This is a genomic window from Streptomyces venezuelae, assembly GCF_008642375.1.
GTDB lineage: Bacteria > Actinomycetota > Actinomycetes > Streptomycetales > Streptomycetaceae > Streptomyces > Streptomyces venezuelae_G.
In genome coordinates this window covers 2353853-2378586 of the sequence record NZ_CP029194.1, presented here as the reverse complement: position 1 = coordinate 2378586, position 24734 = coordinate 2353853, and the positions used below count along the sequence as shown (strand labels likewise).

26 protein-coding genes are annotated in these 24734 nt (G+C 72.9%); 14 read left to right on the top strand and 12 right to left on the bottom strand.

The features are described from left to right. Positions 1-15: 15 nt before the first annotated feature. From rimO to DEJ46_RS39810, 6 genes are all read left to right on the top strand, one after another. Positions 16-1509 carry a 30S ribosomal protein S12 methylthiotransferase RimO gene (gene rimO, locus DEJ46_RS10500; protein ID WP_150265488.1) on the top strand — a complete coding sequence of 498 codons (1494 nt, stop codon included), beginning with the start codon at positions 16-18 and terminating at the stop codon, positions 1507-1509. Next, positions 1506-2180, top strand: coding sequence for a CDP-diacylglycerol--glycerol-3-phosphate 3-phosphatidyltransferase (pgsA, locus tag DEJ46_RS10495; protein WP_150265486.1), 675 nt, complete (start codon positions 1506-1508; stop codon positions 2178-2180). Before rimO ends, pgsA begins: the two co-directional genes overlap by 4 nt. Continuing rightward, positions 2177-2698: a CinA family protein gene (locus DEJ46_RS10490; RefSeq protein WP_150265484.1), complete on the top strand. Its 522-nt coding sequence runs from the start codon at positions 2177-2179 to the stop codon at positions 2696-2698. Before pgsA ends, DEJ46_RS10490 begins: the two co-directional genes overlap by 4 nt. Positions 2699-2807: 109 nt before the next feature. Continuing rightward, positions 2808-3191, top strand: coding sequence for a helix-turn-helix domain-containing protein (locus DEJ46_RS10485; RefSeq protein ID WP_015036585.1), 384 nt, complete (start codon positions 2808-2810; stop codon positions 3189-3191). A 134-nt stretch (positions 3192-3325) separates the two neighbouring features. Next, on the top strand, positions 3326-3796 hold the full coding sequence (locus DEJ46_RS10480; RefSeq protein ID WP_150265482.1) for a Dps family protein: 471 nt from the start codon (positions 3326-3328) through the stop codon (positions 3794-3796). A 129-nt stretch (positions 3797-3925) separates the two neighbouring features. Then, positions 3926-4255 (top strand): hypothetical protein, encoded by a 330-nt coding sequence (locus DEJ46_RS39810; RefSeq protein WP_150265480.1) that lies wholly within the window; start codon positions 3926-3928, stop codon positions 4253-4255. Here DEJ46_RS39810 and DEJ46_RS10470 read toward each other — a convergent pair. The 3 genes from DEJ46_RS10470 to DEJ46_RS10460 form a co-directional block, all read right to left on the bottom strand. Further along, positions 4203-4967, bottom strand: coding sequence for an SDR family NAD(P)-dependent oxidoreductase (locus tag DEJ46_RS10470; protein ID WP_150265478.1), 765 nt, complete (start codon positions 4965-4967; stop codon positions 4203-4205). The genes DEJ46_RS39810 and DEJ46_RS10470 overlap by 53 nt on opposite strands. 32 nt (positions 4968-4999) lie before the next feature. Then, a complete protein-coding gene (locus tag DEJ46_RS10465) occupies positions 5000-5788 on the bottom strand; it encodes an Fpg/Nei family DNA glycosylase (protein WP_150265477.1) in 789 nt (262 codons plus the stop codon). 111 nt (positions 5789-5899) lie between these two features. Further along, positions 5900-10549 (bottom strand): DEAD/DEAH box helicase, encoded by a 4650-nt coding sequence (locus DEJ46_RS10460; RefSeq protein WP_150265475.1) that lies wholly within the window; start codon positions 10547-10549, stop codon positions 5900-5902. A 220-nt stretch (positions 10550-10769) separates the two neighbouring features. On the opposite strand from DEJ46_RS10460, the gene DEJ46_RS10455 reads away from it, so the two are divergent. The 3 genes from DEJ46_RS10455 (at position 10770) to DEJ46_RS10445 (ending at position 12815) form a co-directional block, all read left to right on the top strand. Further along, a complete protein-coding gene (locus DEJ46_RS10455; RefSeq protein ID WP_150265473.1) occupies positions 10770-11591 on the top strand; it encodes an AraC family transcriptional regulator in 822 nt (273 codons plus the stop codon). 142 nt (positions 11592-11733) lie between these two features. Beyond that, the gene (locus DEJ46_RS10450) at positions 11734-12510 is read left to right on the top strand and encodes an AzlC family ABC transporter permease (protein WP_150265471.1); all 777 of its coding nucleotides are present in this window, start codon (positions 11734-11736) and stop codon (positions 12508-12510) included. Further along, positions 12507-12815 (top strand): AzlD domain-containing protein, encoded by a 309-nt coding sequence (locus DEJ46_RS10445; RefSeq protein WP_150265469.1) that lies wholly within the window; start codon positions 12507-12509, stop codon positions 12813-12815. The genes DEJ46_RS10450 and DEJ46_RS10445 overlap by 4 nt, the downstream gene beginning before the upstream one ends. Positions 12816-12849: 34 nt before the next feature. Here the strand turns inward: DEJ46_RS10445 and DEJ46_RS10440 are convergent, their stop codons facing one another. Next, positions 12850-13779, bottom strand: coding sequence for a hypothetical protein (locus DEJ46_RS10440; RefSeq protein WP_150265468.1), 930 nt, complete (start codon positions 13777-13779; stop codon positions 12850-12852). A gap of 79 nt (positions 13780-13858) precedes the next feature. Here DEJ46_RS10440 and DEJ46_RS10435 point away from each other — a divergent pair, with 79 nt between their 5' ends. Beyond that, entirely contained in the window at positions 13859-14053 is a 195-nt protein-coding gene (locus tag DEJ46_RS10435; protein ID WP_150265466.1) for a DUF3046 domain-containing protein, read from the top strand. Positions 14054-14376: 323 nt separating this feature from the next. Beyond that, positions 14377-15507, top strand: coding sequence for an AI-2E family transporter (locus tag DEJ46_RS10430; protein ID WP_150274303.1), 1131 nt, complete (start codon positions 14377-14379; stop codon positions 15505-15507). A 47-nt stretch (positions 15508-15554) separates the two neighbouring features. On the opposite strand, the gene DEJ46_RS10425 is transcribed toward DEJ46_RS10430, so the two are convergent. The 4 genes from DEJ46_RS10425 to DEJ46_RS10410 form a co-directional block, all read right to left on the bottom strand. Then, positions 15555-16334: a cytochrome d ubiquinol oxidase subunit II gene (locus DEJ46_RS10425; protein ID WP_150265464.1), complete on the bottom strand. Its 780-nt coding sequence runs from the start codon at positions 16332-16334 to the stop codon at positions 15555-15557. A gap of 30 nt (positions 16335-16364) precedes the next feature. Further along, on the bottom strand, positions 16365-17723 hold the full coding sequence (locus DEJ46_RS10420; RefSeq protein ID WP_223834587.1) for a cytochrome ubiquinol oxidase subunit I: 1359 nt from the start codon (positions 17721-17723) through the stop codon (positions 16365-16367). 131 nt (positions 17724-17854) lie between these two features. Next, positions 17855-18532 carry a response regulator gene (locus DEJ46_RS10415; RefSeq protein ID WP_150265462.1) on the bottom strand — a complete coding sequence of 226 codons (678 nt, stop codon included), beginning with the start codon at positions 18530-18532 and terminating at the stop codon, positions 17855-17857. Continuing rightward, positions 18529-19842, bottom strand: a complete 1314-nt coding sequence (locus DEJ46_RS10410) for a sensor histidine kinase (protein WP_150265460.1) — start codon at positions 19840-19842, stop codon at positions 18529-18531. Before DEJ46_RS10410 ends, DEJ46_RS10415 begins: the two co-directional genes overlap by 4 nt. A 159-nt stretch (positions 19843-20001) precedes the next feature. Here DEJ46_RS10410 and DEJ46_RS10405 point away from each other — a divergent pair, with 159 nt between their 5' ends. Further along, a complete protein-coding gene (locus tag DEJ46_RS10405) occupies positions 20002-20823 on the top strand; it encodes an SGNH/GDSL hydrolase family protein (protein WP_150265459.1) in 822 nt (273 codons plus the stop codon). An 11-nt stretch (positions 20824-20834) separates the two neighbouring features. On the opposite strand, the gene DEJ46_RS10400 is transcribed toward DEJ46_RS10405, so the two are convergent. After that, entirely contained in the window at positions 20835-21500 is a 666-nt protein-coding gene (locus DEJ46_RS10400) for a class I SAM-dependent methyltransferase (RefSeq protein ID WP_150265457.1), read from the bottom strand. A 315-nt stretch (positions 21501-21815) separates the two neighbouring features. Between DEJ46_RS10400 and recA the strand changes: the two genes are divergently transcribed. Further along, positions 21816-22952, top strand: coding sequence for a recombinase RecA (gene recA, locus DEJ46_RS10395; protein WP_150265455.1), 1137 nt, complete (start codon positions 21816-21818; stop codon positions 22950-22952). Positions 22953-22956: 4 nt separating this feature from the next. Next, positions 22957-23523: a recombination regulator RecX gene (gene recX / locus DEJ46_RS10390; RefSeq protein WP_150265454.1), complete on the top strand. Its 567-nt coding sequence runs from the start codon at positions 22957-22959 to the stop codon at positions 23521-23523. Between the two features lie 30 nt (positions 23524-23553). Here recX and DEJ46_RS10385 read toward each other — a convergent pair whose 3' ends face one another. From DEJ46_RS10385 to DEJ46_RS40745, 3 genes are all read right to left on the bottom strand, one after another. After that, positions 23554-23994, bottom strand: a complete 441-nt coding sequence (locus DEJ46_RS10385; protein ID WP_223835454.1) for a rhodanese-like domain-containing protein — start codon at positions 23992-23994, stop codon at positions 23554-23556. Further along, a complete protein-coding gene (locus tag DEJ46_RS10380; protein WP_190622554.1) occupies positions 23985-24530 on the bottom strand; it encodes a cysteine dioxygenase in 546 nt (181 codons plus the stop codon). Before DEJ46_RS10380 ends, DEJ46_RS10385 begins: the two co-directional genes overlap by 10 nt. Positions 24531-24624: 94 nt before the next feature. Beyond that, entirely contained in the window at positions 24625-24696 is a 72-nt protein-coding gene (locus DEJ46_RS40745; RefSeq protein ID WP_317852217.1) for a putative leader peptide, read from the bottom strand. Positions 24697-24734 lie beyond the last annotated feature (38 nt).

Below are 24734 nucleotides of genomic sequence, written 5' to 3'. Positions count from 1 at the left end.
AGTAGTCTTGAGCTCATGCCCGAACGCCGTACCGTCGCCCTTGTCACTCTTGGCTGCGCCCGTAACGAGGTGGACTCGGAGGAGCTCGCAGGCCGCTTGGCAGCGGACGGCTGGGAGCTCGTCGAGAACGCCGAGGAAGCGGACGTCGCCGTCGTCAACACCTGCGGATTCGTCGAAGCCGCCAAGAAGGACTCCGTCGACGCCCTCCTCGAAGCCAATGATCTGAAGGATCACGGCAAGACCCAGGCCGTCGTGGCCGTCGGCTGTATGGCCGAGCGGTACGGCAAGGAGCTCGCCGAGGCCCTTCCGGAGGCCGACGGCGTCCTCGGCTTCGACGACTACGCCGACATCTCCAACCGCCTCCAGACCATCCTCAACGGTGGCAGTGTCGAGGCCCACACCCCGCGTGACCGGCGCAAGCTGCTGCCGCTGTCGCCCGTGGAGCGCCAGGAGGCCGCCGCGGCCGTGGCCCTGCCGGGACACGGCGACGCCGCCGAGGCCCCCGTCGACGCGCCGGCCGACCTCCCCGAGGGGCTCGCGCCCGCCTCCGGGCCCCGTGCGCCGCTCCGCCGCCGGCTCGACACGAGCCCCGTCGCCTCGGTGAAGCTCGCCTCCGGCTGCGACCGCCGCTGCTCCTTCTGCGCCATCCCCTCCTTCCGCGGCTCCTTCGTCTCGCGCCGGCCCTCGGACGTGCTGAACGAGACGCGCTGGCTCGCCGAGCAGGGTGTGAAGGAGGTCATGCTGGTCTCCGAGAACAACACCTCGTACGGCAAGGACCTCGGCGACATCCGGCTCCTGGAGAGCCTGCTGCCCGATCTGGCCTCCGTCGACGGCATCGAGCGCGTCCGCGTCAGCTACCTCCAGCCCGCCGAGATGCGCCCCGGCCTCATCGACGTCCTGACGTCGACCGACAAGGTCGTGCCGTACTTCGACCTGTCCTTCCAGCACAGCGCCCCGGACGTGCTGCGGGCCATGCGCCGCTTCGGCGACACCGACCGCTTCCTGGAGCTCCTGGAGACCATCCGCTCCAAGGCCCCGACGGCGGGTGCCCGCTCCAACTTCATCGTCGGCTTCCCCGGCGAGACCGAGGCGGACTTCGCCGAGCTGGAACGCTTCATCACTCACGCCCGGCTCGACGCCATCGGCGTCTTCGGCTACTCCGACGAGGACGGCACCGAGGCCGCCACGTACGAGCACAAGCTCGACCAGGACGTCGTCGACGAGCGGCTCGCCCACCTCTCCCGGCTCGCCGAGGAGCTCACCGCGCAGCGCGCGGAGGAGCGGATCGGAGAGACCCTGGAAGTACTCGTCGAGTCCCTGGACGAGGAGGACGGCTGGATCGGCCGCGCCGCCCACCAGGCACCCGAGACCGACGGACAAGTGGTCCTCACCACGGCCGACGGTACGAGCCCCGACCTGGCCCCGGGCCGTATGGTCAGTGCGAAGGTCGTCGGCACGGAGGGCGTCGACCTGGTGGCCGAGTGTCTTTTCGAGGAGGCAGGCAGATGACCGGAGTCCCGGCATCCGCGACGGGCGGGACCGGTAGGCCGGCGCCCCGCGGCAAGCTGGGCGCGGCGGCCGTCAACCAGGCCAGCCTGTGGAACATCGCCAACATCCTCACCATGATCCGGCTCGTGCTCGTGCCGGGCTTCGTGATCCTTCTGTTCCAGGACGGCGGGCACGACCCGGCGTGGCGGGCCTGGGCATGGGCGGCTTTCGCGGTGGCCATGATCACGGACGTGTTCGACGGGCACCTGGCCCGTACGTACAACCTCGTCACCGACTTCGGGAAGATCGCCGACCCGATCGCCGACAAGGCGATCATGGCCGCCGGACTGATCAGCCTCTCCCTGCTCGGAGACCTGCCCTGGTGGGTGACCGGGGTCATCCTCGCCCGCGAGCTGGGGATCACACTGATGCGGTTCTGGGTGATCCGGCACGGGGTCATCCCGGCGAGCCGCGGCGGCAAGATCAAGACGCTCGCGCAGGGCACCGCGGTCGGCATGTACGTGCTCATGCTCACCGGCCCGCTGGCCACATTGCGCTTCTGGGTGATGGCGGTGGCCGTCGTGCTGACGGTCGTCACCGGTCTGGACTACGTGCGACAGGCGATCGTCCTGCGCCGCGAAGGCCTCGCCGAGGAGCGGGCGGCCGCGCGGTCGGAGGCGGCGACGCGATGACCGAGGCCGCCCGGGTGCTGGCGCTGCTCGCGGAGCGTGGTCACACGCTGGCCGCCGCGGAGTCGCTCACGGGTGGTCTGGTGGCCGCCGAGCTCACCGGCGTACCCGGGGCCTCGAAGTCCTTCCGGGGGTCGGTCACGGCCTACGCCACGCCCCTCAAGCACGAGCTCCTGGACGTCGACAAGGCCCTCCTCGCGGAGCGCGGCGCCGTCGATCCGGAGGTAGCGCTGCAGATGGCGGCCGGTGTGCGGGCCCGGCTCGGCGCCGACTGGGGGATCTCCACGACGGGGGTCGCGGGGCCCGAACCACAGGACGGGCAGGCCGTCGGAACCGTCTACGTGGCGGTCGCGGGGCCGGCCGGAGTGTGCGCCGGAGCCGGGAAAGTGGTCTCGTTGAGATTGAACGGCGACCGCGCGGACATCCGTAGAGAGAGTGTACGGAGCGTGTTGGCACTGCTCCATGAGGAACTCTCGGGAAATGCGCGGGCACAGGATACGGAACACAACGGGGGGAATTGATGTTTGCAGCCCTGAGTGAACACGACATCGCTCCCCGCACGGCCGCAGCGCGAGGCGGTACGGTGGGGCGTGAAGGATGCGGCTACGCGGTCCGAGGAGGGAGCCACCGATGATTCTGCTCCGTCGCCTGTTGGGTGACGTGCTGCGTCGGCAGCGCCAGCGCCAAGGCCGTACTCTGCGCGAAGTCTCCTCGTCCGCCCGAGTCTCGCTCGGCTATCTTTCCGAGGTGGAGCGGGGGCAGAAGGAGGCGTCCTCCGAACTGCTCTCCGCGATCTGCGACGCGCTGGACGTACGGATGTCCGAGCTCATGCGTGAAGTGAGCGACGAGCTGTCACTGGCCGAACTGGCCGAGTCGGCAGCGGCGAGCGAACCGGTGCCGACGCCGGTGCGCCCGATGCTCAACTCGGTGTCGGTGACGTCGGTGGGCGGTGTGCCCACAGGGCGCGTGACCATCAAGGCGCCCGCGGAAGCGGTCGACGTCGTCGCTGCCTGAACCGAAGTGGGGCGGAGCCCCGGTCGATGCCCCTGCGGGGGCGCCGACCGGGGCTTTTCTCGTTCCCGCTCGACATGCCGGGTTCCGGTGGGGCTGCCATCGTGGGGGGACGTACGACTGGTTGGAGATCCCGCATGTCTGTCGTGAAGAGCCCGCTGTCCGAGACCGACCTCAAGACGGTCGGCGAGGCGCTCCAGGGGGCGCTGGTCGATCTGGTCGACCTCGCCCTGGTCGCCAAGCAGGTGCACTGGAACGTCGTCGGGCCCCGGTTCCGCTCCGTCCATCTGCAGCTCGACGAGGTCGTCGACGTCGCGCGGCTGCACTCCGACACGGTGGCGGAACGTGCCTCCGCGCTCGGCGTCAACCCGGACGGGCGGTCGGCGACCGTCGCCTCCTCCAGCGCGATCGGGGCGGTCCCGGAGGGGTGGATCAAGGACGGCGACGCGGTCCGGATCCTGATCGCCGCGCTGGGGGCCGTCATCACCCGGATGCGGGAGCGGATCGACGCCACCGGTGATCCCGACCCGATCAGCCAGGACATCCTGATCGGTCTGACGGGCGATCTGGAGAAGCACGCCTGGATGTTCCAGGCGGAGAGCGCGTAGGGCGGGATGGCTGTACGTGCGGTGCGTGCCGTGCCGGCGGCGGGTTCGGCGGTGTGCGCCGGGTCTGCCTCCGGTGCGCCCTCCCGCTGGGTGATCCTGTCGGTCTAGCGTCGACCGCGGGAGGCGGCCATGGTACGGCGACGTGTTCCGCCGGCGACGCTCGCGCTGGTCGCGGTCGGGCTGGTGGCCGGGGGGCTCTGGTGGTGGGCGGTGCTGCGCCTGCTCCTCGTGCCGGGAGAAGCCGGGATCGTCGAGGGGGCGGTGGCCGCGGGCGGCTGGGGACTGAGCCTGCTGCCCGTGCACGTGGCGGCTTCGGCGCGGCGGTCCTGTGGTGACGGGAGCGGTGGTCGCCGGGGCAGGAGCGGTGGTGGCAGGAGTGGCGGTGGCCGGGGCGGTGGGTCCTGGGTCACCAGGGCATCGCGACGCCGCCGTTCGGGCGCAGGATCTGGCCCGTCGTGAACGAGGAGGCGTCGGAGGCGAGGTGGAGGACCGCGTGCGCGATGTCCTCCGGCTCGCCGACCCGGCCGAGCGGTGAGTGACGGACCATCGCGGCCTCCGCCTGCTGCTGGGCGGCCGGTTCGTGGCGGTCCGTCATGGGCGTGCGGATCCAGCCCGGGGCGACCGCGTTGACCCGGATCCCGTGCGGGCCGACCTCCACCGCCAGGGTCTTCGTGAGCTGGACGACGGCGGCCTTGGTGACGCTGTAGCAGAGCAGTCCCGGGCTCGCGGTGTCCATCGCGCCCGAGGCCATCGTGACGATCGAGCCGGCGGTGCCGGAGGCGATCATCGAGCGGGCCGCTTCCTGGCAGGCGTAGAGGACTCCCTTGAAGTTCACCGCGAGGACGCGGTCGAGGTCCTCGTCGCGGGTCTCCAGGACGGTGCTCGTGTGCATGATCCCGGCGACGGCCGCCATGACGTGGAGCGGGCCCGCGGAGCGGACGGCGGCGGCCAGCGCGGCCCGGTCGGTGACGTCCAGGGGGTGCGTGTGCGCGGCGCCTCCCTCGCCGGTGGCGAGTGCCGCGGTCTCCTTCAGGCCGTGCTCGTCGCGGTCGGCGCAGTGCACGACCGCGCCCGCCCGGGAGAGGAGCAGCGCGGTGGCACGGCCGATGCCGCTCGCGGCGCCGGTGACGAACGCGGTCCGGCCGGTGAGGTCGTACGCCTTGAGGGTCATGTCCGGACGGTACGACTGGATCTGACGGGTCGTCAATTGGTGGGGCCCTGTTGGCAGCCCGGGCACCAGTACGTGATCCGGTCGCCGAGCTCCGCCTTACGGATCCGGGTGCCGCAGCGCAGACAGGGCTGTCCCTCGCGGCCGTAGACGTGGAGCGGGGTGCCGGGGCGGCGCGTCGTGGTGGTGCGCCGGTCCGGGCGGTCCTTGTTCGCCTCCAGGAGGCGGTGGGCGGTGGCCACCAGGCGGGCCGGGACGTCGGGGGCGAGCTCGCCGACCGGGAGCCAGGGGGTGACGGCGGCCAGGAAGGCCAGCTCCGACTTGTACACGTTGCCGATGCCGGCCAGGTTGCGCTGGTCGAGCAGCGCCTCGCCGAGCGGGCGGTCCGGATCGGCCCGCAGCCGGCTCACGGCCTCCTCCGGGTCCCAGTCGGGGCCGAGCAGGTCAGGGCCGAGATGGCCGACCGCGCCGGCCTCGTCCGCGGTGCGGATCAGTTCCAGGACCGGGAGCCGGTAGCCGTACGCGGTGGACTCGGTGTTTCCGAGGATCGCCCGGATCTGGTGGTCGGGGCCGCCGCGCGGGCGCTCCCCGGTGGCGTACACCCGCCAGGCGCCGTCCATCCGCAGATGGGAGTGGAGCGTGAGCCCGCCCTCGATGCGGGCGAGGAGGTGCTTCCCGCGCGGGGTGACGTCGAGGAGCGTGCGGCCGGTGAGGTCGGAGGTCGCGAACCGGGGCACGCGCAGGTCGGAGCGGGTCAGGACCCGCCCGGCCAGCGCGGAGTGCAGGCGGTGGGCGACCTGCCAGACAGTGTCTCCTTCGGGCACGGTTCCATGATGCCGGGTGGGTGGTGCCGGCGAGAGATGCTCGGTGGGTGGTGCCGGGTGGGCGGGGCTGGGTGGTGCCGGGTGGTGGGCGGTGCACGGGCCGGGTGGGGCTCAGGCGCGGAGGCGGAGGCCTCTCGGGGTGGCCACGAAGCCCGCGGCCTCCAGAGGGCGGGCGAGAGGGGAGGTCAGGGCCGTGGCGCCGTTGATCCGCTCCACCGTGACCGTGCCCAGCGATCCCGCCCGTGCCGACGCGGCCAGCGCCTCGGCCGCCGCCGTCAGGGCGGGATCGTCCGGCTCGGTCGGCCAGGAGAGGAGCGTCTTGCCGCCCCGCTCCATGTAGAGCGTGAGCTCGCCGTCGACCAGGACCACCATCGCGCCCGCCTTGCGACCGGGCTTGTGCCCGGCGTCGGTCGGCGGCTCGGGCCAGGACAGGGCCGCCCCGTACGCGTTCGCCGGGTCGGCCGCGGCCAGGACCAGCGCGCGCGGGCCGGCCGCGGCCTCCGCACCCCGGTCGCGGGCCGTCGCAGTCGCCCGCAGCCGGTCCACGGCCCCGTCCATCGCGAACTGGGCCGCGCCCAGACCCTCGACCACATAGCCCCGCCTGGCCTGACCGCTGTCCTCGAAGGCGGACAGGATGCGGTACGTCGCCGAGAAGCCGCCCTCCACACCCTCGGCGGCGACCGCGCCCCGGGTGACCACGCCGTGCCGGTCCAGGAGGGTACGGGCGAGGGCGTGCGCCCTGTGGGTCGGCTCCGGCTCGGGCGGCGGCAGCAGCGCCCAGCGGCCGGAGACCGTCGGCGGACCCGTACGCGAGGCCGGGCGGGCGGCGGCGCCCAGCGTGCCGTACCGGCCGCGCGGCACCGTCCGGCGCGCGCGGTGGGCGGTCGCCCCGGCCGTCCGGCCGGAACCGAGGAGCGAGCGCAACGGGGCGAGGGTGTCGTTGGTGAGCCGGCCCGACCAGGCCAGGTCCCAGAGCGCGTCCGCGAGCTGCGGATCGGTCGCGTCCGGGTGGGTGGTCACCCGGACCTGGTCGGCGATCTGCCGGAAGAACAGCCCGTACCCGCCGGAGAGGATGGTGAGCACCGACTCGTGCAGCGCGGACAGCTCCAGCGGGTGCGGCGGAGGGAGGAGCAGCGGGGCCGCGTCCGCGAGGTAGAGCGACACCCAGCCGTCCTTGCCGGGCAGCGAACCGGCACCGGCCCAGACCACCTCGCCCGTGGTGGTCAGCTCGTCGAGCAGCGCGGGGGAGTAGTCCCGCACGCGGGACGGCAGGATCAGCTTCTCCAGCGCGGAGGCGGGCACCGGCGCGCCCTGGAGCTGCTCGATCGCGCGGGCGAGGCCGTCGATGCCCCGCAGGCTGCTGCCGCCGAGGTGCTGCCACTGGGGCAGGAAGGTGGCGAGCGCCGCCGGGGGCACCGGCTCCAGCTCGTGGCGCAGGGCCGCGAGGGACCGGCGGCGCAGGCGGCGCAGCACGGCCGCGTCGCACCACTCCTGGCCGATGCCGGAGGGATGGAACTCGCCCTGGACGACCCGGCCAGCGGCGGCGAGCCGCTGGAGCGCGCCGTCCGTGACGGCGGCGCCGAGACCGAAGCGGGCGGCGGCCTGCGAGGAGGTGAAGGGGCCGTGCGTCCGCGCGAAACGGGCGAGGAGGTCGCCCAGCGGGTCCTTCACCGGCTCGGTGAAGGCCTCGGGCACACCGACCGGCAGGGCCGTGCCCAGAGCGTCCCGGAGCCGTCCGGCGTCCTCGATCGCCGCCCAGTGCTCGGCCCCTCCGATCCTGACCCGGATCGCGCGCCGGGCCCGGGCCAGTTCGGGCGCCCAGCCCTCCTCCGCGCCGCGCTCGCCGAGCTCGGCGTCGGTGAGCGGACCGAGGACCCGCAGCAGATCGGCGACGCCCTCCACGTCCTTGATCCGCCGGTCCTCCGTGAGCCACTGGAGCTCCCGCTCCAGCTCGGTGAGGACCTCGGGGTCGAGGAGCTCGCGCAGCTCGGCCTGGCCGAGCAGCTCCGCGAGGAGCCGGGAGTCGAGGGAGAGGGCGGCCGCCCGACGCTCGGCGAGCGGCGAGTCGCCCTCGTACAGGAACTGCGCCACGTAGCCGAAGAGGAGCGAGCGGGCGAAGGGGGACGGCTCGGGGGTGGTGACCTCGACGAGCCGGACCCGGCGGGCCTCGATGTCGCCCATCAGCTCGGTCAGACCGGGGACGTCGAAGACGTCCTGAAGGCACTCGCGAACGGCCTCCAGGACGATCGGGAAGGAGCCGAACTCGCTCGCCACCTGGAGGAGCTGGGCCGCGCGCTGCCGCTGCTGCCAGAGCGGCGTGCGCTTGCCCGGGTTCCGCTTGGGCAGCAGCAGGGCGCGCGCGGCGCACTCGCGGAACCGGGAGGCGAACAGCGCGGATCCGCCCACCTGGTCGGTGACGATCTGCCCGATCTCGCCCTTGTCGAAGAGGGCGTCGGCCGCGCCGATGGGCGCCTTGTCGGCGTCGTACGTGGTGTCCAGGTGCCGGCCGGGGTCCACGGGCTCGTGGTCGAGGAGGTCGAGACCCATGTCCAGACCCATCAGATCGGCGTCCGGGAGGCGCAGCACGATGCCGTCGTCCGCGTGCATCACCTGCGCGTCCATGCCGTACCGCTCGGCGAGCCGCGCGCCGAGCGCCAGCGCCCACGGGGCGTGCACCTGCGCGCCGAACGGGGAGTGGATGACGACCCGCCAGTCCCCGAGCTCGTCCCGGAACCGCTCGACCAGGATCGTCCGGTCGTCGGGCACGTGGCCGCAGGCCTCGCGCTGCTCGGAGACGTACGCGAGGACGTTGTCCGCGGCCCAGGCGTCCAGGCCCGCGGCGATCAGCCGCAGCCGCGCGTCCTCCGGTCCGAGGGCGCCGAGCTCCCGGAGGAAGGCGCCCACCGCGCGTCCCAGTTCGAGCGGGCGGCCCAGCTGGTCGCCTTTCCAGAACGGCAGCCGCCCCGGCACCCCGGGGGCGGGGGTGACCAGCACCCGGTCACGGGTGATGTCCTCGATCCGCCAGGACGTGGTGCCCAGCGTGAAGACGTCGCCGACCCGTGACTCGTACACCATCTCCTCGTCGAGCTCGCCGACCCGGCCGCCGCCCTTCTTCGGGTCGGCGCCCGCGAGGAACACGCCGAACAGGCCCCGGTCGGGGATCGTGCCGCCCGAGGTGACGGCGAGCCGCTGCGCGCCCGGCCGGCCCGTCACCGTCCCGGCGACCCGGTCCCAGACCACGCGCGGGCGCAGCTCGGCGAAGGCGTCCGACGGGTAGCGGCCGGCGAGCATGTCGAGGACGCCCGTGAACGCCGACTCCGGCAGCGAGGAGAAGGGTGCCGCACGCCGCACCACGGCGAGCAGCTCGTCCACCTGCCAGGTGTCGAGCGCGACCATCGCGACCAGCTGCTGGGCCAGGACGTCCAGGGGATTGGCGGGGATCCGCATCGACTCGATCGAGCCGGACCGCATGCGCTCCGTGACCACGGCCGCCTGCACCAGGTCACCGCGGTACTTGGGGAAGACCACGCCCGTCGACACCGCGCCGACCTGGTGCCCCGCACGGCCCACGCGCTGGAGCCCGGAGGCGACCGAAGGCGGTGACTCGACCTGCACGACCAGGTCGACCGCGCCCATGTCGATGCCCAGCTCGAGGCTGGAGGTGGCCACCACGGCGGGCAGCCGGCCCGCCTTCAGGTCCTCCTCCACCTGGGCGCGCTGCTCCTTGGACACCGAGCCGTGGTGGGCCCGGGCGAGCAGCGCCGGGGCACCCTGAGCCGCACCCGACTGGGCCATGACCTCGGCCGGGGGAGCCCCCTCGGGGAGGGGCTCGCCGGTCGCCCGCTCGTACGCGATCTCGTTCAGCCGGTTGCAGAGGCGCTCGGCGAGGCGGCGGGAGTTGGCGAAGACGATCGTCGAGCGATGGGACTGGACGAGGTCGGCGATCCGCTCCTCGACGTGCGGCCAGATCGACGGCTTGTCGCCGCCGTCCTTGCCCTCCGAGGCAGGGGAGCCTCCGAGCTCGCCCATGTCCTCGACGGGGACGACGACGGAGAGGTCGAACTCCTTCCCCGACGGCGGCTGCACGATCTCCACCGCGCGGCCGGGGGACAGATAACGGGCCACCTCGTCCACCGGGCGGACCGTGGCCGACAGACCGATCCGGCGCGCGGGGCGCGGCAGCAGCTCGTCGAGCCGCTCCAGCGACAGCGCCAGGTGCGCGCCCCGCTTGGTGCCCGCGACCGCGTGGACCTCGTCCAGGATGATCGTCTCCACCCCGGACAGGGCCTCCCGGGCGGCGGAGGTCAGCATCAGGAACAGCGACTCGGGCGTGGTGATCAGGATGTCCGGCGGCCGGGTCGCGAGGCTACGGCGCTCGGCGGCCGGGGTGTCGCCGGAGCGGATGCCGACCCGGATGTCCGGCTCGGGCAGGCCGAGCCGGACCGACTCCTGCCGGATGCCGGTCAGCGGGGAGCGCAGATTCCGCTCGACGTCCACGGCGAGTGCCTTCAGCGGTGACACGTACAGCACGCGGCAGCGCTTCTTCGCCTCGGCGGGCGGCGGGGTGGACGCCAGCCGGTCCAGGGAGGCGAGGAAGGAGGCCAGTGTCTTGCCCGAGCCCGTCGGCGCGACGACGAGCACGTCGGAGCCCTCGCCGATGGCCTTCCAGGCGCCTTCCTGAGCCGCTGTGGGTGCGGTGAAGGCCCCGGTGAACCAGCTGCGGGTCGCGGGGGAGAACGAGTCGAGCGCGGACCTGACCATGTCCCCCATCGTGCACCCGCCCACTGACAACCGCCCGGACCTGGGGAAATCCGCTTGTGGCCGGGTGCGGGTGCGGGTGAGGGGGCCGGGGCGAGGTCCGGTGAGGGGGGCCGGGGTGGGCCGCCCGAGGGGGCCGGGGTGGGCGCCCGAGGGGGCTATGGCGGGCGCCTGAGGGGGCTGGGGCAGGCGCCCCGGTGAGCCCCTGGCGCAGAATGGAGGAATGGCGAGCGGGGAGCGGGCACGGTACTGGCAGTACTCCGAGCTGCCCGGGGTCGACCTGCTGCACGCCCACTACATCCACAAGGCCTTCGCCCGGCACACCCACGAGAGCTTCGTCTTCGCCGCGATCACCGAGGGCGTCGAGGCCTTCCACTACCGCGACGAACTGGTCCACGCCGGGCCCGGACAGATCGCCCTGGTCAACCCCGACACCCCGCACACCGGGCACGCGGGCGTGCCCGAGGGCTGGACCTACCGCACGATCTACCCGGACGCCGGGCTGGTCCGGTCGATCGCCGCCGACACCCTGGCACTGCGCGGCTCGGTCGGCTTCACCTCTCCCGTCGTCGACGACCCGTACGCCGCACGGCTCGTCGTGGGTGTCCACCGGGCCGCGGAGGAAGGCAACGCGCTCGCCGCGGACAGCCTGCTCCGGCTCGTCACGGCGCGGATGCTGCGCAGCCACGGCGGGCTGGTCACCCCGCTCCCGGCCCGTTCCGCCGGCGCGCGGAACGCGGCACGCGCGCGTGCTGTCCTGGAGGAGCGGATGGCCGACCCGCCGACCCTGGAACGGCTCGCCACCGACCTCGGCACCAGCCCCTTCGCCCTCCTGCGGGCCTTCCGCGAGGCGTACGGGATGCCGCCGCACACCTGGCTCACCGACGCGCGCGTGCGGCGGGCCAGGCGACTGCTCGACGCGGGGACGCCGCCGGCGGACGCGGCCGTCGCCGTCGGCTTCACCGACCAGCCACACCTCAACCGGCACTTCACACGGAGCGTCGGGGTGCCGCCGGGGGCCTACCAGCGGGCACGGAGCGTTTGAGGCGGCTCCGGCGGACTCCAGCGGCTCTGCCGGCTCCAGCGCCTCCGGTCGCTCCCGTGGCTCCGGTGCCGAGGCGATAGCACGGGCGGCGGTGCAAGAACGTACAAGACCGGGCAGCGGTCGCGTACGTAACGTCGCTGACGTGGCAGAACAGACAGCACCTCCCGTCATACGGGACGACGGCGCGACACGGGCGAAGCCCGACGCGGCCGTCGTCCGCGACGCCCTCGGCGTCGGCGTCGCCGTCGGACTCTCCGGCTTCGCCTTCGGCGTGACCTCGGCCGGCGCCGGCCTCACCCTCGCGCAGACCTGCGTGCTCAGCCTCCTCGTCTTCACGGGCGCCTCCCAGTTCGCCCTCGTCGGCGCGCTGGCCGCGGGCGGCAACCCCTTCACGGCCGCCGCCGGTGCCTTCTTCCTGGGCACGCGCAACGCCTTCTACGGGTTGCGGCTCTCCCAGCTGCTCGCCCTCCCGAAGGCCGTCAGGCCGTTCGCCGCGCACTGGGTGATCGACGAGACGACGGCGGTCGCGCTCGCCCAGCCGTCCCGGCGGGCCGCCCGGCTCGGCTTCACCCTCACCGGTCTCACGCTGTACGTCCTGTGGAACCTGACCACGTTCCTCGGCGGCCTCGGCGCCGAGGCGATCGGCGACACCGCCGCCTGGGGCCTGGACGCCGCCGGGCCCGCCGTCTTCCTGGCTCTGCTCGCCCCGATGCTGAAGTCGTCAACCGAGCGTGCCACCGCCGGGATCGCCGTCCTGCTCGGCCTCGGGCTGCTGCCCGTGCTGCCGGCCGGGGTCCCGGTCCTCGCGGCGGCCTTCGCCGCGCCCTTGGTGCTGTGGTTCCAGGGCCGCCGCATGAGCACGGACGCCCGAGAAGTGGATCCACGAGAAGAGGGCACACGAGAAGAGGGCACACGATGAACGTGTGGATCGCGATCGGCCTGACCACCGTCGGGTGCTACCTGGTCAAGCTCCTCGGCCTTCTCGTCCCCGCGGGCGCGCTGGAACGACCGCTCGTCCAACGGCTCGCGGCGCTGCTTCCCGTCGCCCTGCTGGCAGCGCTCACCGCGCAGCAGACGTTCAGCACGGGTGGCTCCCTCGTCCTGGACGCCCGGGCCGCCGGCCTCGCGGCCGCCGCCCTCGCGCTCGTCCTGCGCGCTCCGTTCCTGGCTGTCGTGGGTGTGGCCGTCGTCGTCACGGCGGGGGTACGCGCACTGGGCTGGTGAATCCCCGGACCGGGCCGCGCCCAGGGAGGCTCCGTCAATCGAGGGGGCGGCCGTGTGCGCGGAGGGTGCGCAGCGCCTCGACGGTGACGATCGGGCGCCACTCCAGGGCCGATCCCGGGGCCCAGGCCCGCCAGCGGATCGGCCAGCCGCCGTCCTCCTCCTGGTCGGCCGCGAGCCGGTCCAGCGAACGGGTCATCTCCTCGTCCGTGAACCAGCCGGCCGCCAGCGAGTGCGGCACACGCGCGTAGTCGTGCGGGAAGTGGTGCTCGCCGGGCGCGTAGCCGTCCGGGACCGGGTAGTCCTCCGGCCGGTCCGGGTCCAGGACGACGAGCCGCTGCTCGCGCACCAGCCTCCCCAGCCGGTCGGCGGCCGCCTGCGCGCGCGAGCGGTCCGGGGCCCCGTCCAGGAAGGCGACGGCGGCCTGGATCTCGTACGGATGGGACTTCTCCAGCGACTCCACGGCGGCCCAGCAGTACTCGGTGGCCCGGAACAGCCACGCGTGCCACACCTGGTTGCGGTGGAGCAGCCCGACCACCGGGCCGGTCGAGAGCAGCGAGCTCGGCGGGGAGTCGACGACCGGGACGAACGGCGCCGAGGGGTAGCCCCGCTGGGAGGGGTGGATCGCCGGGAGCGCCCCCTGGTGCGTGGAGATGTCGGTGAGGTAGCGGCAGATCCGCTCCACGCGCATGCCGCCGCAGCGGCCGATCGACTCCAGGACCCGGAGCGCGTGCGCGGTGTGGAGGGGCTGGCTGACCGGTCCGCGCAGATCGGGTTCGAGGGCGTGGCCGTAGCCGCCGTCCGCGTTCAGATACGCCGTGAGGGCCGTTTCGACCTGGTCCGCGCCACCGCGCAGGAAGTGGTACGCGAACCGCCGCTGTTCGAGGACGCGGGCAGTCAGCCAGACGAATCGCTCGGCACGGGCCAGGGGAGTCGGGGACGGCGGAGAGAGGGGTTTTTCGGCCATGCTCCGACGGTAGGGCGGAAAGTCGCGGTGACAAGGCCTGCGGAGCGGGCTGCACTCTTGGGAGCGTGATACTGGGGTCATGCGGTTGACGATTTTCTGGGAGCGGATGGCGGACCACTTCGGTGCGTCCTACGCGGATTCCTTCGCACGTGACCATGTGATGGCGGAGCTCGGCGGGCGGACGGTGCGGGACGCCCTGGACGCGGGCTGGGAGGCCAAGGACGTGTGGCGGGCCGTCTGCGCCGCCGTCGACGTCCCGGCCGACAAGCGGTGAACGGCCGGTAGACGATGGCGTGACCAGTAACCGGTGCGGATGTCCGGGGTCCCGGGGGGAATGTCCGCGCGGTGCGCGAGACTGGCGGGGTGGCCCCGACTGACGACAACGAAAAGACAGCCCCGTCCGATCCGACCGATCCCACCGAGCCGACCGATCCGACGGATTCGGTGGAGCCGACCGTCCCGGCAGGCGCGGCCGTGACGTCCGCGAAGTCCGCGACGCCGGAGACGTCCGGGACGCCGGGGACGGCCGGGACGTCCGGGACCTCCGTCCCCGGAGGCCCGACCGCCCCGCCGGCGGATCCGCGGCAGGCCGCGCGGATGCCCCGCTGGCTGCCCCGTGCGATCGTCCTGGCCCTCGCGCTCTACGCCTGCTTCCTGCTGGGCAACTGGGCCTTCCACCAGCTCGTCGGCCTGCTCGTCAACATCCTGCTCGCGTTCTTCCTCGCCCTCGCCATCGAGCCGGCGGTCGGGCGCATGGCGGCGCGAGGGATGCGCCGGGGTCTCGCCACCTTCCTCGTCTTCATCGGCGTCCTCGTCTTCAGCGTCGGCTTCGTCGTCCTCCTCGGCTCGATGCTCGCCGGGCAGATCGTGGACATGGTCGAGAACTTCCCCAAGTACCTCGACTCGCTGATCAACTGGATCAACGAGAGCTTCCACACGGACCTTTCCAGGGTCGAGGTCCAGGACAACATCCTGAGCTCCGACTGGCTGCAGAAGTACGTGCAGAACAGCGCGTCCGGTGTGCTCGACGTCTCGGCCACCGTCCTGGGCGGCCTGTTCCGGCTCCTGACGATCTTCCTCTTCGCGTTCTACTTCGCGGCCGACGGGCCCCGGTTGCGGCGTGCGCTCTGCTCCGTACTGCCGCCTGCCCGCCAGACCGAGGTGCTGCGGGCCTGGGAGATCGCGGTCGACAAGACCGGCGGCTACCTCTACTCGCGCGGCCTGATGGCGCTCATCTCCGGCGCCGCCCACTTCGTCCTCTTCGAGATCCTGGACGTGCCGTACGCGCCGGCGCTCGCGGTCTGGGTCGGCCTGGTGTCGCAGTTCATCCCGACCATCGGCACCTACCTGGCCGGCGCTCTGCCGATGCTCATCGCCTTCACCGTCAACCCCTGGTACGCGCTCTGGGTGCTCTGCTTCGTCGTGGTCTACCAGCAGTTCGAGAACTACGTGCTCCAGCCGAAGCTCACCTCCAAGACGGTGGACATCCACCCGGCGGTGGCCTTCGGCTCGGTCATCGCGGGGACGGCGCTGCTGGGTGTCGTCGGCGCGCTGATCGCGATTCCGGTCGTGGCCACCTTGCAGGCCTTCCTCGGTGCCTATGTGAAGAGGTACGACGTGACGGACGACCCGCGCGTCCACGGCCACCGGAGGTACGGCGAGGCGGTGGTGGCCCGGCTGCAGAAGGCCCTCCAGCACAAGAAGGAGGCCCCGTCGGAGGAGTCCTGACAGGGGACGTCCGACGGCCGGTCCTCCGGCGGGACGTCCGTCGTGGCTCAGAGGTACGACGGGCGGGTGACCCGGTGCCGGAAGGCGTGCCAGGTCCAGGCCTGGACCGCCACGAGGAGCGGGGTGACGACGAGAAGGGCCGGGACGAGCAGGCTCAGTGTGGCGGGGGAGGCCGTCTTCTCGGCCAGCGGGAGGGCCGTGCCCGCCGCGAGCGGCAGCCCGCCGAGGAGGACGCCGGTCAGGGCGAAGGGCTGCCACGGACGTCCGGCGCGTCCGACGAGCCGGCGGGCCCGCTCGTACGGGAGTCCCGCGAGCCGGAGCGCGGCGAACCCCAGCCCGTGCGCGGCGAACAGGGCGGCCACGGCCAGGGCGGTGAGCACGGCCGTCACGCCGGTCGCCGGTGCGTAGGGCCGTCCGGTGAGCAGGGCCGCGAGCAGCCAGCCCCAGGAGAGGGCGACCGTCCAGCTCCCGCACGTCACGGCGGTGTCGCAGCCGGCGCGCCAGCGCGGCCCCGGGCCCCGGCCGCGCGACCAGAGCCCCACGTCGCGGACGATCCAGCCGGTCAGAAGGGCGACGAGCACCGGGGCCTGGCCGCTCAGGAGCTCTCCTTCGAGGGCGGGGAAGCAGCCGACGAGCACTCCCGCGGTGGCGACCAGCCAGACCTCGTTGCCGAGGAAGAAGGGCGCGAAGGAGGTGAGGACGAGGCGCCGCTCGTGGTCCCCGCGGCCGAACCACGGGGTGAGCATGCCGGTGCCGATGTCCGCTCCGGCGAGCACGAACCAGCCCGCGGCGAAGAAGGCGAGCAGGACGATGGCCAGGGTCTCCACGGGGGCTCCTCGGGGGTCGGTGGCGGGGGCTCAGTAGCGCGGGGCGGGCAGTGCGTCCGAGGGGTCGGAGGAGGGCGGGCCCTCGCACTCACGCCCGTCGGCGCCGTCCGGTCCGGGATCGTCGTGTCCCGGTCCCGGACCGTCGCGCTCCGGCCGCTCGTCGTGGCCGAGCCCGGACTCCACGGGGCCGCGGCGCGCGTGCCGGGCGAGGAGCCAGGCGTTGAGGACGGCGAGCAGGGCGAAGACCGTGGTGAAGACGGTGAGGGAGAGCCGCATGGTGCCGGGGGAGAGGTCCGAGACGGCGTCCTCCGTCTTCAGCAGCCCGTAGACGACCCAGGGCTGCCGGCCCGACTCCCGGAAGACCCACCCGCTGATCATCGCGAGGTACGGCAGAGGCACAGCGGCCATCAGGACGAGGTGCCAGAGCCGGAACCGGAAGACGACCTTCTTGAAGCAGGCCAGGATCACTCCGGCGAAGCACAGGTACATCATCAGGGCGAAGCTGATCAGCATCGCGAGGCCGCCGCCCCGAGTCCACGCCTCCGAGGGCACGTAGTCGCCGGGCCCGAAGCGGGCCGAAAGCTCCGCCTGAAGCCGGGCGATCTCCGCCGTCTTTCCGCTGAAGACGGCCGACTTCATCGGCTGGAAGGTGGTGAGGGTGGCGAACTGGATCCCGCCGAAGACCGCGGCGGCCATCAGCGCGGGGGCGGAGACGAAGACCCCGATCCGCAGGCTGCGCCCGAAGAGCTCCCACTCGGGGCTGCGGCGGAAGAGGTGGTACGCGCTCACCCCGGCCATGAAGAACCCGGCGGTGAGCAGCGCCCCCGCGAGGACGTGCCCGAAGGCGAGGAGGGCGGAGGGGTTCGTCAGGACGGCGACCGGGTCGTCGAGGACGAGCTCGCCGTTCTCGGAGGAGTACCCCACGGGGTGGTTCAGGAAGCCGTTGGAGACGAGGATCCAGTACGCCGAGAGGTAGGCGGTGAGGGCGACGATCCAGATGGCGGCCAGGTGGGCCCAGCGGTTGAGCCGGTGCCAGCCGAAGATCCACAGACCGAGGAAGGTCGACTCGACGAAGAAGGCCACGATGGTCTCCACGGCGAGGGAGGCGCCGAGGATGTTGCCCGCCTCATGGGTGAGCCCGCTCCAGGCCATGCCGAACTGGAACTCCATCACCAGCCCGGTGACGATCCCGACCACGTAGTTGATCACGTACAGCTGGCCCCAGAAGCGCACCATCCGTGCGTCCTGCGGCTTGCCACTGATCGTGGCCCGTGTCTGGAGCGCGGCCACCACGGTGACCAGACCCAGGGTGAGGGCGACGAAGAGGAAGTGGCCGCCGGCGGTGAGCGCGAACTGCAGCCGTGCGAGATCGAGTACGTCCTGATTCACCCCGACAGTGTCGGTGTGCGGTCACGGGCGCGGCGTCGGCCCGGGGAGGACACCTGCCGTACCCCACGGGTTGTGCCGGTCCACGCGCGCGTACCCCCGGAGTTGCGGCTCCGGACCGCGACCCCTAGGGGTCAGGCCAGCCAGCCGGGGGTGATCATCCCCGACTCGTAGGCCAGGACGACCAGCTGCGCGCGGTCACGGACGGCCAGCTTGGTCATGATGCGGCTGACGTGGGTCTTGGCGGTGGCGGGGGAGAGGACGAGCCGGCCGGCGATCTCGTCGTTGGAGAGTCCCGCGCCCACCAGGCCGAGGACCTCGCGCTCCCGCTCGGTGAGGGCGTTCAGCCGGGGGCTCGGGTCCGGCTGCCGTCCGGCGCCGCCGGCGCGCTCGGCGAACTCGGCGATGAGGCGGCGGGTCACGGCGGGGGCGATCAGGGCGTCGCCGCGCGCCACCACCCGTACGGCGTGCAGGAGTTCCATCGGCTCGGTGTCCTTGACCAGGAAGCCCGACGCGCCCGCGCGCAGCGCCCCGTACACATGGTCGTCGGCGTCGAACGTCGTGAGGACGACCACCCGGACGCCTTCGAGCCGCTCGTCGGCGGTGATGCGCCGGGTGGCCTCGAGGCCGTCGAGCACGGGCATGCGGATGTCCATCAGGACCACGTCCGGGAGGAGTTCGCGGGCGAGGGCGACGGCCTGTTCGCCGTCCCCGGCCTCGCCGACGACCTCGATGTCGTCCTCGTCGGACAGGATCGACCGGAAGCCGGCCCGGACCAGGGTCTGGTCGTCGGCGAGCACGACACGGATCATCGGGGGTCCTCTTCGGGGGCGGGAGTTGTGGGTGGTGTCTCTGGTGTCTCTATTGCCTCTGGTGCCGTGTGTGTCGCGGCAGGTGTGGCGAGCGGGAGGCGGGCGTCGACGACGAAGCCGCCGTCCTCGTTCCCGGTGGTGAGCTCGCCGCCGAGCGCGCGCGCCCGTTCCGCCATGCCCCGGACGCCGCTGCCCGTGTGGCCGCCCTCGGGCGCGCCCCCGCCGTCGTCGGCGATGCGCAGCCGCAGCACGCGCGCGCCCGCGTGCGTACGCGCGGCCGCCGGGTCGGAGCGATCGTCCCAGTCGAGGGTGATCCGCACCGTACGAGCTCCCGAGTGCCGGGTCACGTTCGTCAGGGACTCCTGCACGATCCGGTACGCGGCGAGGTCGACCGGCGGCGGCAGCGGTACGGGAGTGCCCGTGACACTCGTGACGACGTCGAGTCCCGCGCTCCGGGCCCGCTCCGCGAGCTCGCCGAGGAGGGCGAGGCCGGAGGCCGGGGAGGTCGGCGTCGCCTCGTCGGCCCGGCGCAGCACGCCGAGCGTGGCCCGCAGTTCGCGCAGCGCGTCCTTGCTGGTGGATTTCACCGCCTCAAGGGCCTCGGCGGCGGTGACGAGCCCGGCCTCGGGGGCCGGATTCTTGCTCAGCCGGTGCAGCGCGGCGCCGGACTGGACGTTGATCAGCGAGACGCTGTGGCCAAGGATGTCGTGCAGCTCCCGGGCGATCCGCAGCCGCTCCTCGGTCGCGCTCTGCCTGGCCCGGGCCTCCTGCTCCCGCTCGGCGGCGAGCGCGCGCTGCTCGACCTCGTGCAGATACGCGAGCCGGGTGCGCTGGGCGCGGCCCACGGCGACGAGGCTGATCAGCCAGCCGGCCAGCATGACGAGCGAGGTGTCGTCGATCTGCCGGTGCCCGGGCTGCTGCCGGATCTCGCCGAGGCCGACCGCGAGCAGGGTGACGGCGGCGAGCGCTACGGCGGCGGCGAACCGGCCCTCGGCGGCGGTGGTGTAGAGCGCGAGCGCGAAGGCGATCATCAGAGGGCCGTCCTGGGCGGACAGCGGGTAGTAGACGACGCAGGCGAGCAGCGTGACGACGGCGACGGCGACGGGCTGCCGTCGCCGGAAGCAGAGGGCTCCGCAGCCGGTCAGGATGAGCACCCAGCCGAGCGCCGAGCGGAGCGCCGATTCGCTCGAGTACCGCGCGGAGACGAGGGTCCAGATCGCCACGACGACCAGGACGGCGCATGCCACGAGCGCGTCGGCGGTCCGTGGTGGCAGACGGCCGCCGGGGCGGTCCTGGAGGGCGAGGGGCATGCGTCGAAGGATAGGCGCGGGTGCGTCGTGGGGCCCGTGGCCGGTCATGTCCGGTGTCCGGTCCTTGTGCGGTCTCGGCGCTCGGCAAGAATTGAGTTGTATAGTCAAAAAAGTTAGTAAGGCGGGGCGTCCCGGGGGCGCGACGAAGACGGAGGCCTCATGTCGGACGGCACGTTTCTGCGGTACGTCGCCCTGGGGGACAGCCAGACCGAAGGGGTCGGCGACGGCGACGACACCGCAGGCCTGCGCGGCTGGGCCGACCGGCTCGCCGAGCTGCTCGCCCGTGACGAACCGGACATGCTGTACGCCAACCTGGCCGTACGCGGCCGGCTCGCCGGCCAGGTGCGCGCCGAGCAGATGGCCCCGGCGCTCGCGCTGCGGCCCGACCTGGCCACGGTCGTCGCGGGGGTGAACGACCTGCTGCGGCCCGGCTTCGACGCGGAGGCGACGGCCGGGCATCTGGAGGCGATGTTCGCGGCTCTGACCGGCCAGGGCGCCCGGGTCGCGACCCTCACCTTCCCCGATGTCGGCCGGCTGATCCCGGTGGCCCGCCCGCTCGGGGCCCGGGTGCGGCACCTCAACGAGCTCATCCGGGAGGCCGCGCGCCGGCACGGCGTCACGGTCGCCGAGGCCGCGCAGCACCCGGTCGTCACCGACCCCCGGATGTGGAGCGTCGACCGGCTGCACGCCAGTCCGCTCGGCCACGAGCGGATCGCCGCCGCGGTCGCCCACGCCCTCGACCTGCCCGGCAGCGACGACTCCTGGTCCCGGCCGCTGCCCCCGCCGCCGCACCCTCCGCTCACGGGCCTGCGTGCGATGGGAGCCGAAGTGCGCTGGGCCGGGGCCTTCCTCGGCCCCTGGCTGGGCCGCCGCCTCCGCGGCCGCTCGTCGGGCGACGGCCGCCGGGCCAAGCGCCCGGAGCTGTCGCCGGTGACGGCGGTCCCCGGCGGGTCGCTGCCGGTGGAGGAAGGCCGCCGGTAGCGGGCCGACGCTCAGCGGGGCAGGGTCTGCGTGACGCGCCACAGGCGGCGGGGCAGGTCGCCCTCCTCGAAGGGGTGGACCTCGTCCAGGGTCCAGCCCTCGGCGAGGGTGTCGACCAGCTCGCGGGGGAAGAAGTGCACGGCGAAGCCGCCGTGCTCGTGGATGTCGTCGCCGTGGGCGATTCCGGTGCCGTAGTGGGCGTCGCCGGTGTGGCGGACGGTGTACACGAAGGTGCCGCCGGGCCGCAGGACCCGGGCGACCTCGGCGACGAGAGCCCGGATCTCCTCGGTGGACAGGGCCATGCACAGCAGCATGTGGGCGAACACGGCGTCGACCGACGCGTCCGGCAGCGGCAAGGGGTCGCGGACGTCGTGGACGGCCGTGGTGACCCGCTCCGCCGTCCCCCGGGCGAGCGCGGCGCCGCGCAGCTGCTCCAGGCCGGTCGCGGAGAAGTCGGTGGCCTTCACGGTGAAGCCCTCGTCGGCGAAGTGCAGGGCGTCACGGCCGTGTCCGGCGCCGAGTTCGAGCAGTTCCCGGGCGCCGGCGGAACGGAAGAGGGAGGCGGCGTGGACCGCGGGCGCGGACGGCTTCTCGCCGTACATGCCGGGATGGGTGGAGTACGTGCTCTGCCAGTGCGCCCGCTGGGCCTCGGCCAGTTCCCGCTCGTCGCCCGCCATGTTCCTCGTCCTCTCCGCGCCCCTGGTCAGTGGGCCTCAATGGGGCCTCGGTGAGCCGATCGTAGGCCCGAGAGCCGGGGCGGTGAACTCGGCGGAGCGGAGTGCGGGGGCGGGTCGTGCCGGTGTGCGTGGCGCGCTTGACACTAAAATCGAACATCCATTCTGATGGAGGTCCGGCCCCGGAAAATCAGGGCTTGTCGGCGGCTCGCCGGCGAGTTGTCCACAGGTCGGAGGGGACGCCGGGGCCCATTGTCAGTGGCAGGGGTTAGCGTCTTTCACATGAAGCGATCGACTCAAGCAAACCGGGTGGAACCCATGGCAGGAACCGACCGCGAGAAGGCGCTCGACGCCGCGCTCGCACAGATTGAACGCCAATTCGGCAAGGGCGCCGTGATGCGCATGGGTGACCGCGTCCAGGAGCCGATCGAGGTGATCTCCACCGGATCGACCGCGCTCGACATCGCGCTCGGTGTCGGCGGCCTGCCTCGCGGCCGCGTCGTGGAGGTCTACGGACCGGAGTCCTCCGGTAAGACGACCCTGACGCTGCACGCCGTGGCCAACGCCCAGAAGGCCGGCGGCCAGGTCGCCTTCGTGGACGCCGAGCACGCCCTCGACCCCGAGTACGCCAAGAAGCTCGGCGTCGACATCGACAACCTCATCCTGTCCCAGCCGGACAACGGCGAGCAGGCGCTCGAGATCGTCGACATGCTCGTCCGCTCCGGCGCCCTCGACCTGATCGTCATCGACTCCGTCGCCGCGCTCGTCCCGCGTGCGGAGATCGAGGGCGAGATGGGCGACTCGCACGTCGGTCTCCAGGCCCGTCTGATGAGCCAGGCGCTCCGGAAGATCACCAGCGCGCTCAACCAGTCCAAGACCACCGCGATCTTCATCAACCAGCTCCGCGAGAAGATCGGCGTGATGTTCGGTTCGCCGGAGACCACGACCGGTGGCCGTGCCCTGAAGTTCTACGCCTCGGTGCGCCTCGACATCCGCCGGATCGAGACCCTCAAGGACGGCACGGACGCGGTCGGCAACCGCACCCGCGTCAAGGTCGTCAAGAACAAGGTCGCGCCCCCCTTCAAGCAGGCCGAGTTCGACATCCTCTACGGCCAGGGCATCAGCCGCGAGGGCGGTCTGATCGACATGGGCGTGGAGCACGGCTTCGTGCGCAAGGCAGGTGCCTGGTACACGTACGAGGGCGACCAGCTCGGCCAGGGCAAGGAGAACGCCCGTAACTTCCTGAAGGACAACCCCGACCTCGCCGACGAGATCGAGAAGAAGATCAAGGAGAAGCTCGGCGTCGGCGTCAAGCCCCAGGACCCGTCGGCAGAGCCCGCTGCGGACGCGACGGCCGGTGCCGACGCGGCCGGCGCGGACGACGCCGCCAAGACCGTCCCGGCACCCGCGACCAAGACCGCGAAGGCGACCAAGGCCACCGCGGCCAAGAGCTGAACCGGTGACCGGTCGCACCGAATGGCCGGGTGACGGCCCCGACTCGTCGAGGGCCGAGAAGGAGCCGTCACCCCAGGATCCGGCTGAGCGGGCGCGGGCGATCTGTCTGCGCCTGCTCACCGGGACCCCCCGCACGCGCAAGCAGCTGGCCGACGCCCTGCGCAAGCGGGAGATCCCCGACGACGTGGCGGAGGAGATCCTCTCCCGCTTCGAGGACGTCGGGCTCATCGACGACGCCGCCTTCGCGGGGGCCTGGGTGGAGTCCCGCCACCACGGCCGGGGCCTCGCTCGCCGGGCCCTCGCCCGCGAGCTGCGGACCAAGGGCGTCGAGCCGGCGCTCATCCAGGAGGCGGTGGACCAGCTCGACTCCGAGCAGGAGGAGAGCACGGCGCGCGAGCTCGTCGACCGCAAGCTGCGCGCCACACGAGGTCTCGACAGAGACAAGCGCCTGCGCCGCCTCGCCGGGATGCTCGCCCGCAAGGGGTACCCGGAGGGCATGGCACTCCGCGTCGTCCGCCAGGCGCTGGAGGCCGAGGGTGAGTCCACGGACGGGCTGGACGAGTCCTTCTGACCGGGGGGCAGAAGGACTCGTCCGGCGCGGTCAGCCGGGGGTCGTCGGGAGCAGGACCGGGAGGCCCGCCGCCTTCCAGGCCTGGAAGCCGCCGATGAGGTCGGTCGCGCGGTGCAACCCCAGGCGGCGGAGGGACTCGACCGCGAGGGAAGAGGCGTAACCCTCGTTGCAGAGGACGACCACCCGCAGGTCGTGGCTGTCCGCCTCCGGCGCGCGGTGGCTGCCCAGCGGGTCGAGCCGCCATTCCAGCTCGTTGCGCTCCACGACCAGCGCGCCCGGGATCAGCCCGTCCCGTTGTCGCAGGGCCGCGTAGCGCGTGTCCACGAGGAGCGCGTCACCCGCCTCGTACGCCTCGTGGGCGGCGCGGGGCTCGATCCGGTCGATGCCCGCCCTGACCCGTTCGAGCAGTTCGTCGATGCCCACTCGTTCCGGGGCGACTTCCCCGGCCACCCGCTCCTCGCTCACTGCCAGTCCTCCGGACGCTCGACCTGCTCCAGGCGGAGCACCGCGTCCGTCCGGCTGAACCGCCGGATCAGCGGGAGTGGCGGGTAGTACGCGTGCACGGACACCGCGTGGGTGTCCGGGGACTCGTTGAGCACCTCGTGCACATGGTGGCGGCCGAAGGCCCGGCCGTCACCCTCCGACAGCCGCCGGGAGCGGTCGAGGCCGTCCGCCAGCTCCAGGGTCTTCCAGCCGCTCGCAGGCAGCCGGACCGCGAGGGCGTTCTCGGTCAGTGCCCCGCGTGCGGTGGCGAAGGCGCCCAGGGACTCGGCGTGGTCGTGCCAGCCGGTGCCCGTGCCGGGCGGCCAGCCGATGAGCCAGGCCTCGCTGCCGCCGGGGCCGTCGAGCCGTACCCAGGTGCGGCCCTCGGGGTCGAGCGGCAGGGAGTCGACGAGGTCCCGGTCGGCGGCCGTCCGGCGGACGAAGTCGAGGAGTTCGGCCGCCGTCGGGGCGGCGGAAGCGAACGTGGAGACGACAGGGGAGGGAGCGGGGGCAGGCTGGGGCACGGATGACCGTCCTGGAGTTCGCGAGGAGGGCGCGACGGCACCGGGCACACGGACGGACGTCAGTGGCGGGGCGCGCGCGGGGAAGGGGGCGAAGTCAGCAGGAGGGGCGACACATGCAGCCCGCATAGCGGACGAGGTCCATATGGACCCTCCGCCACAGGCGCACATCGGTGTCGGTCACGCTCCGGAGTACACCATGCGCGC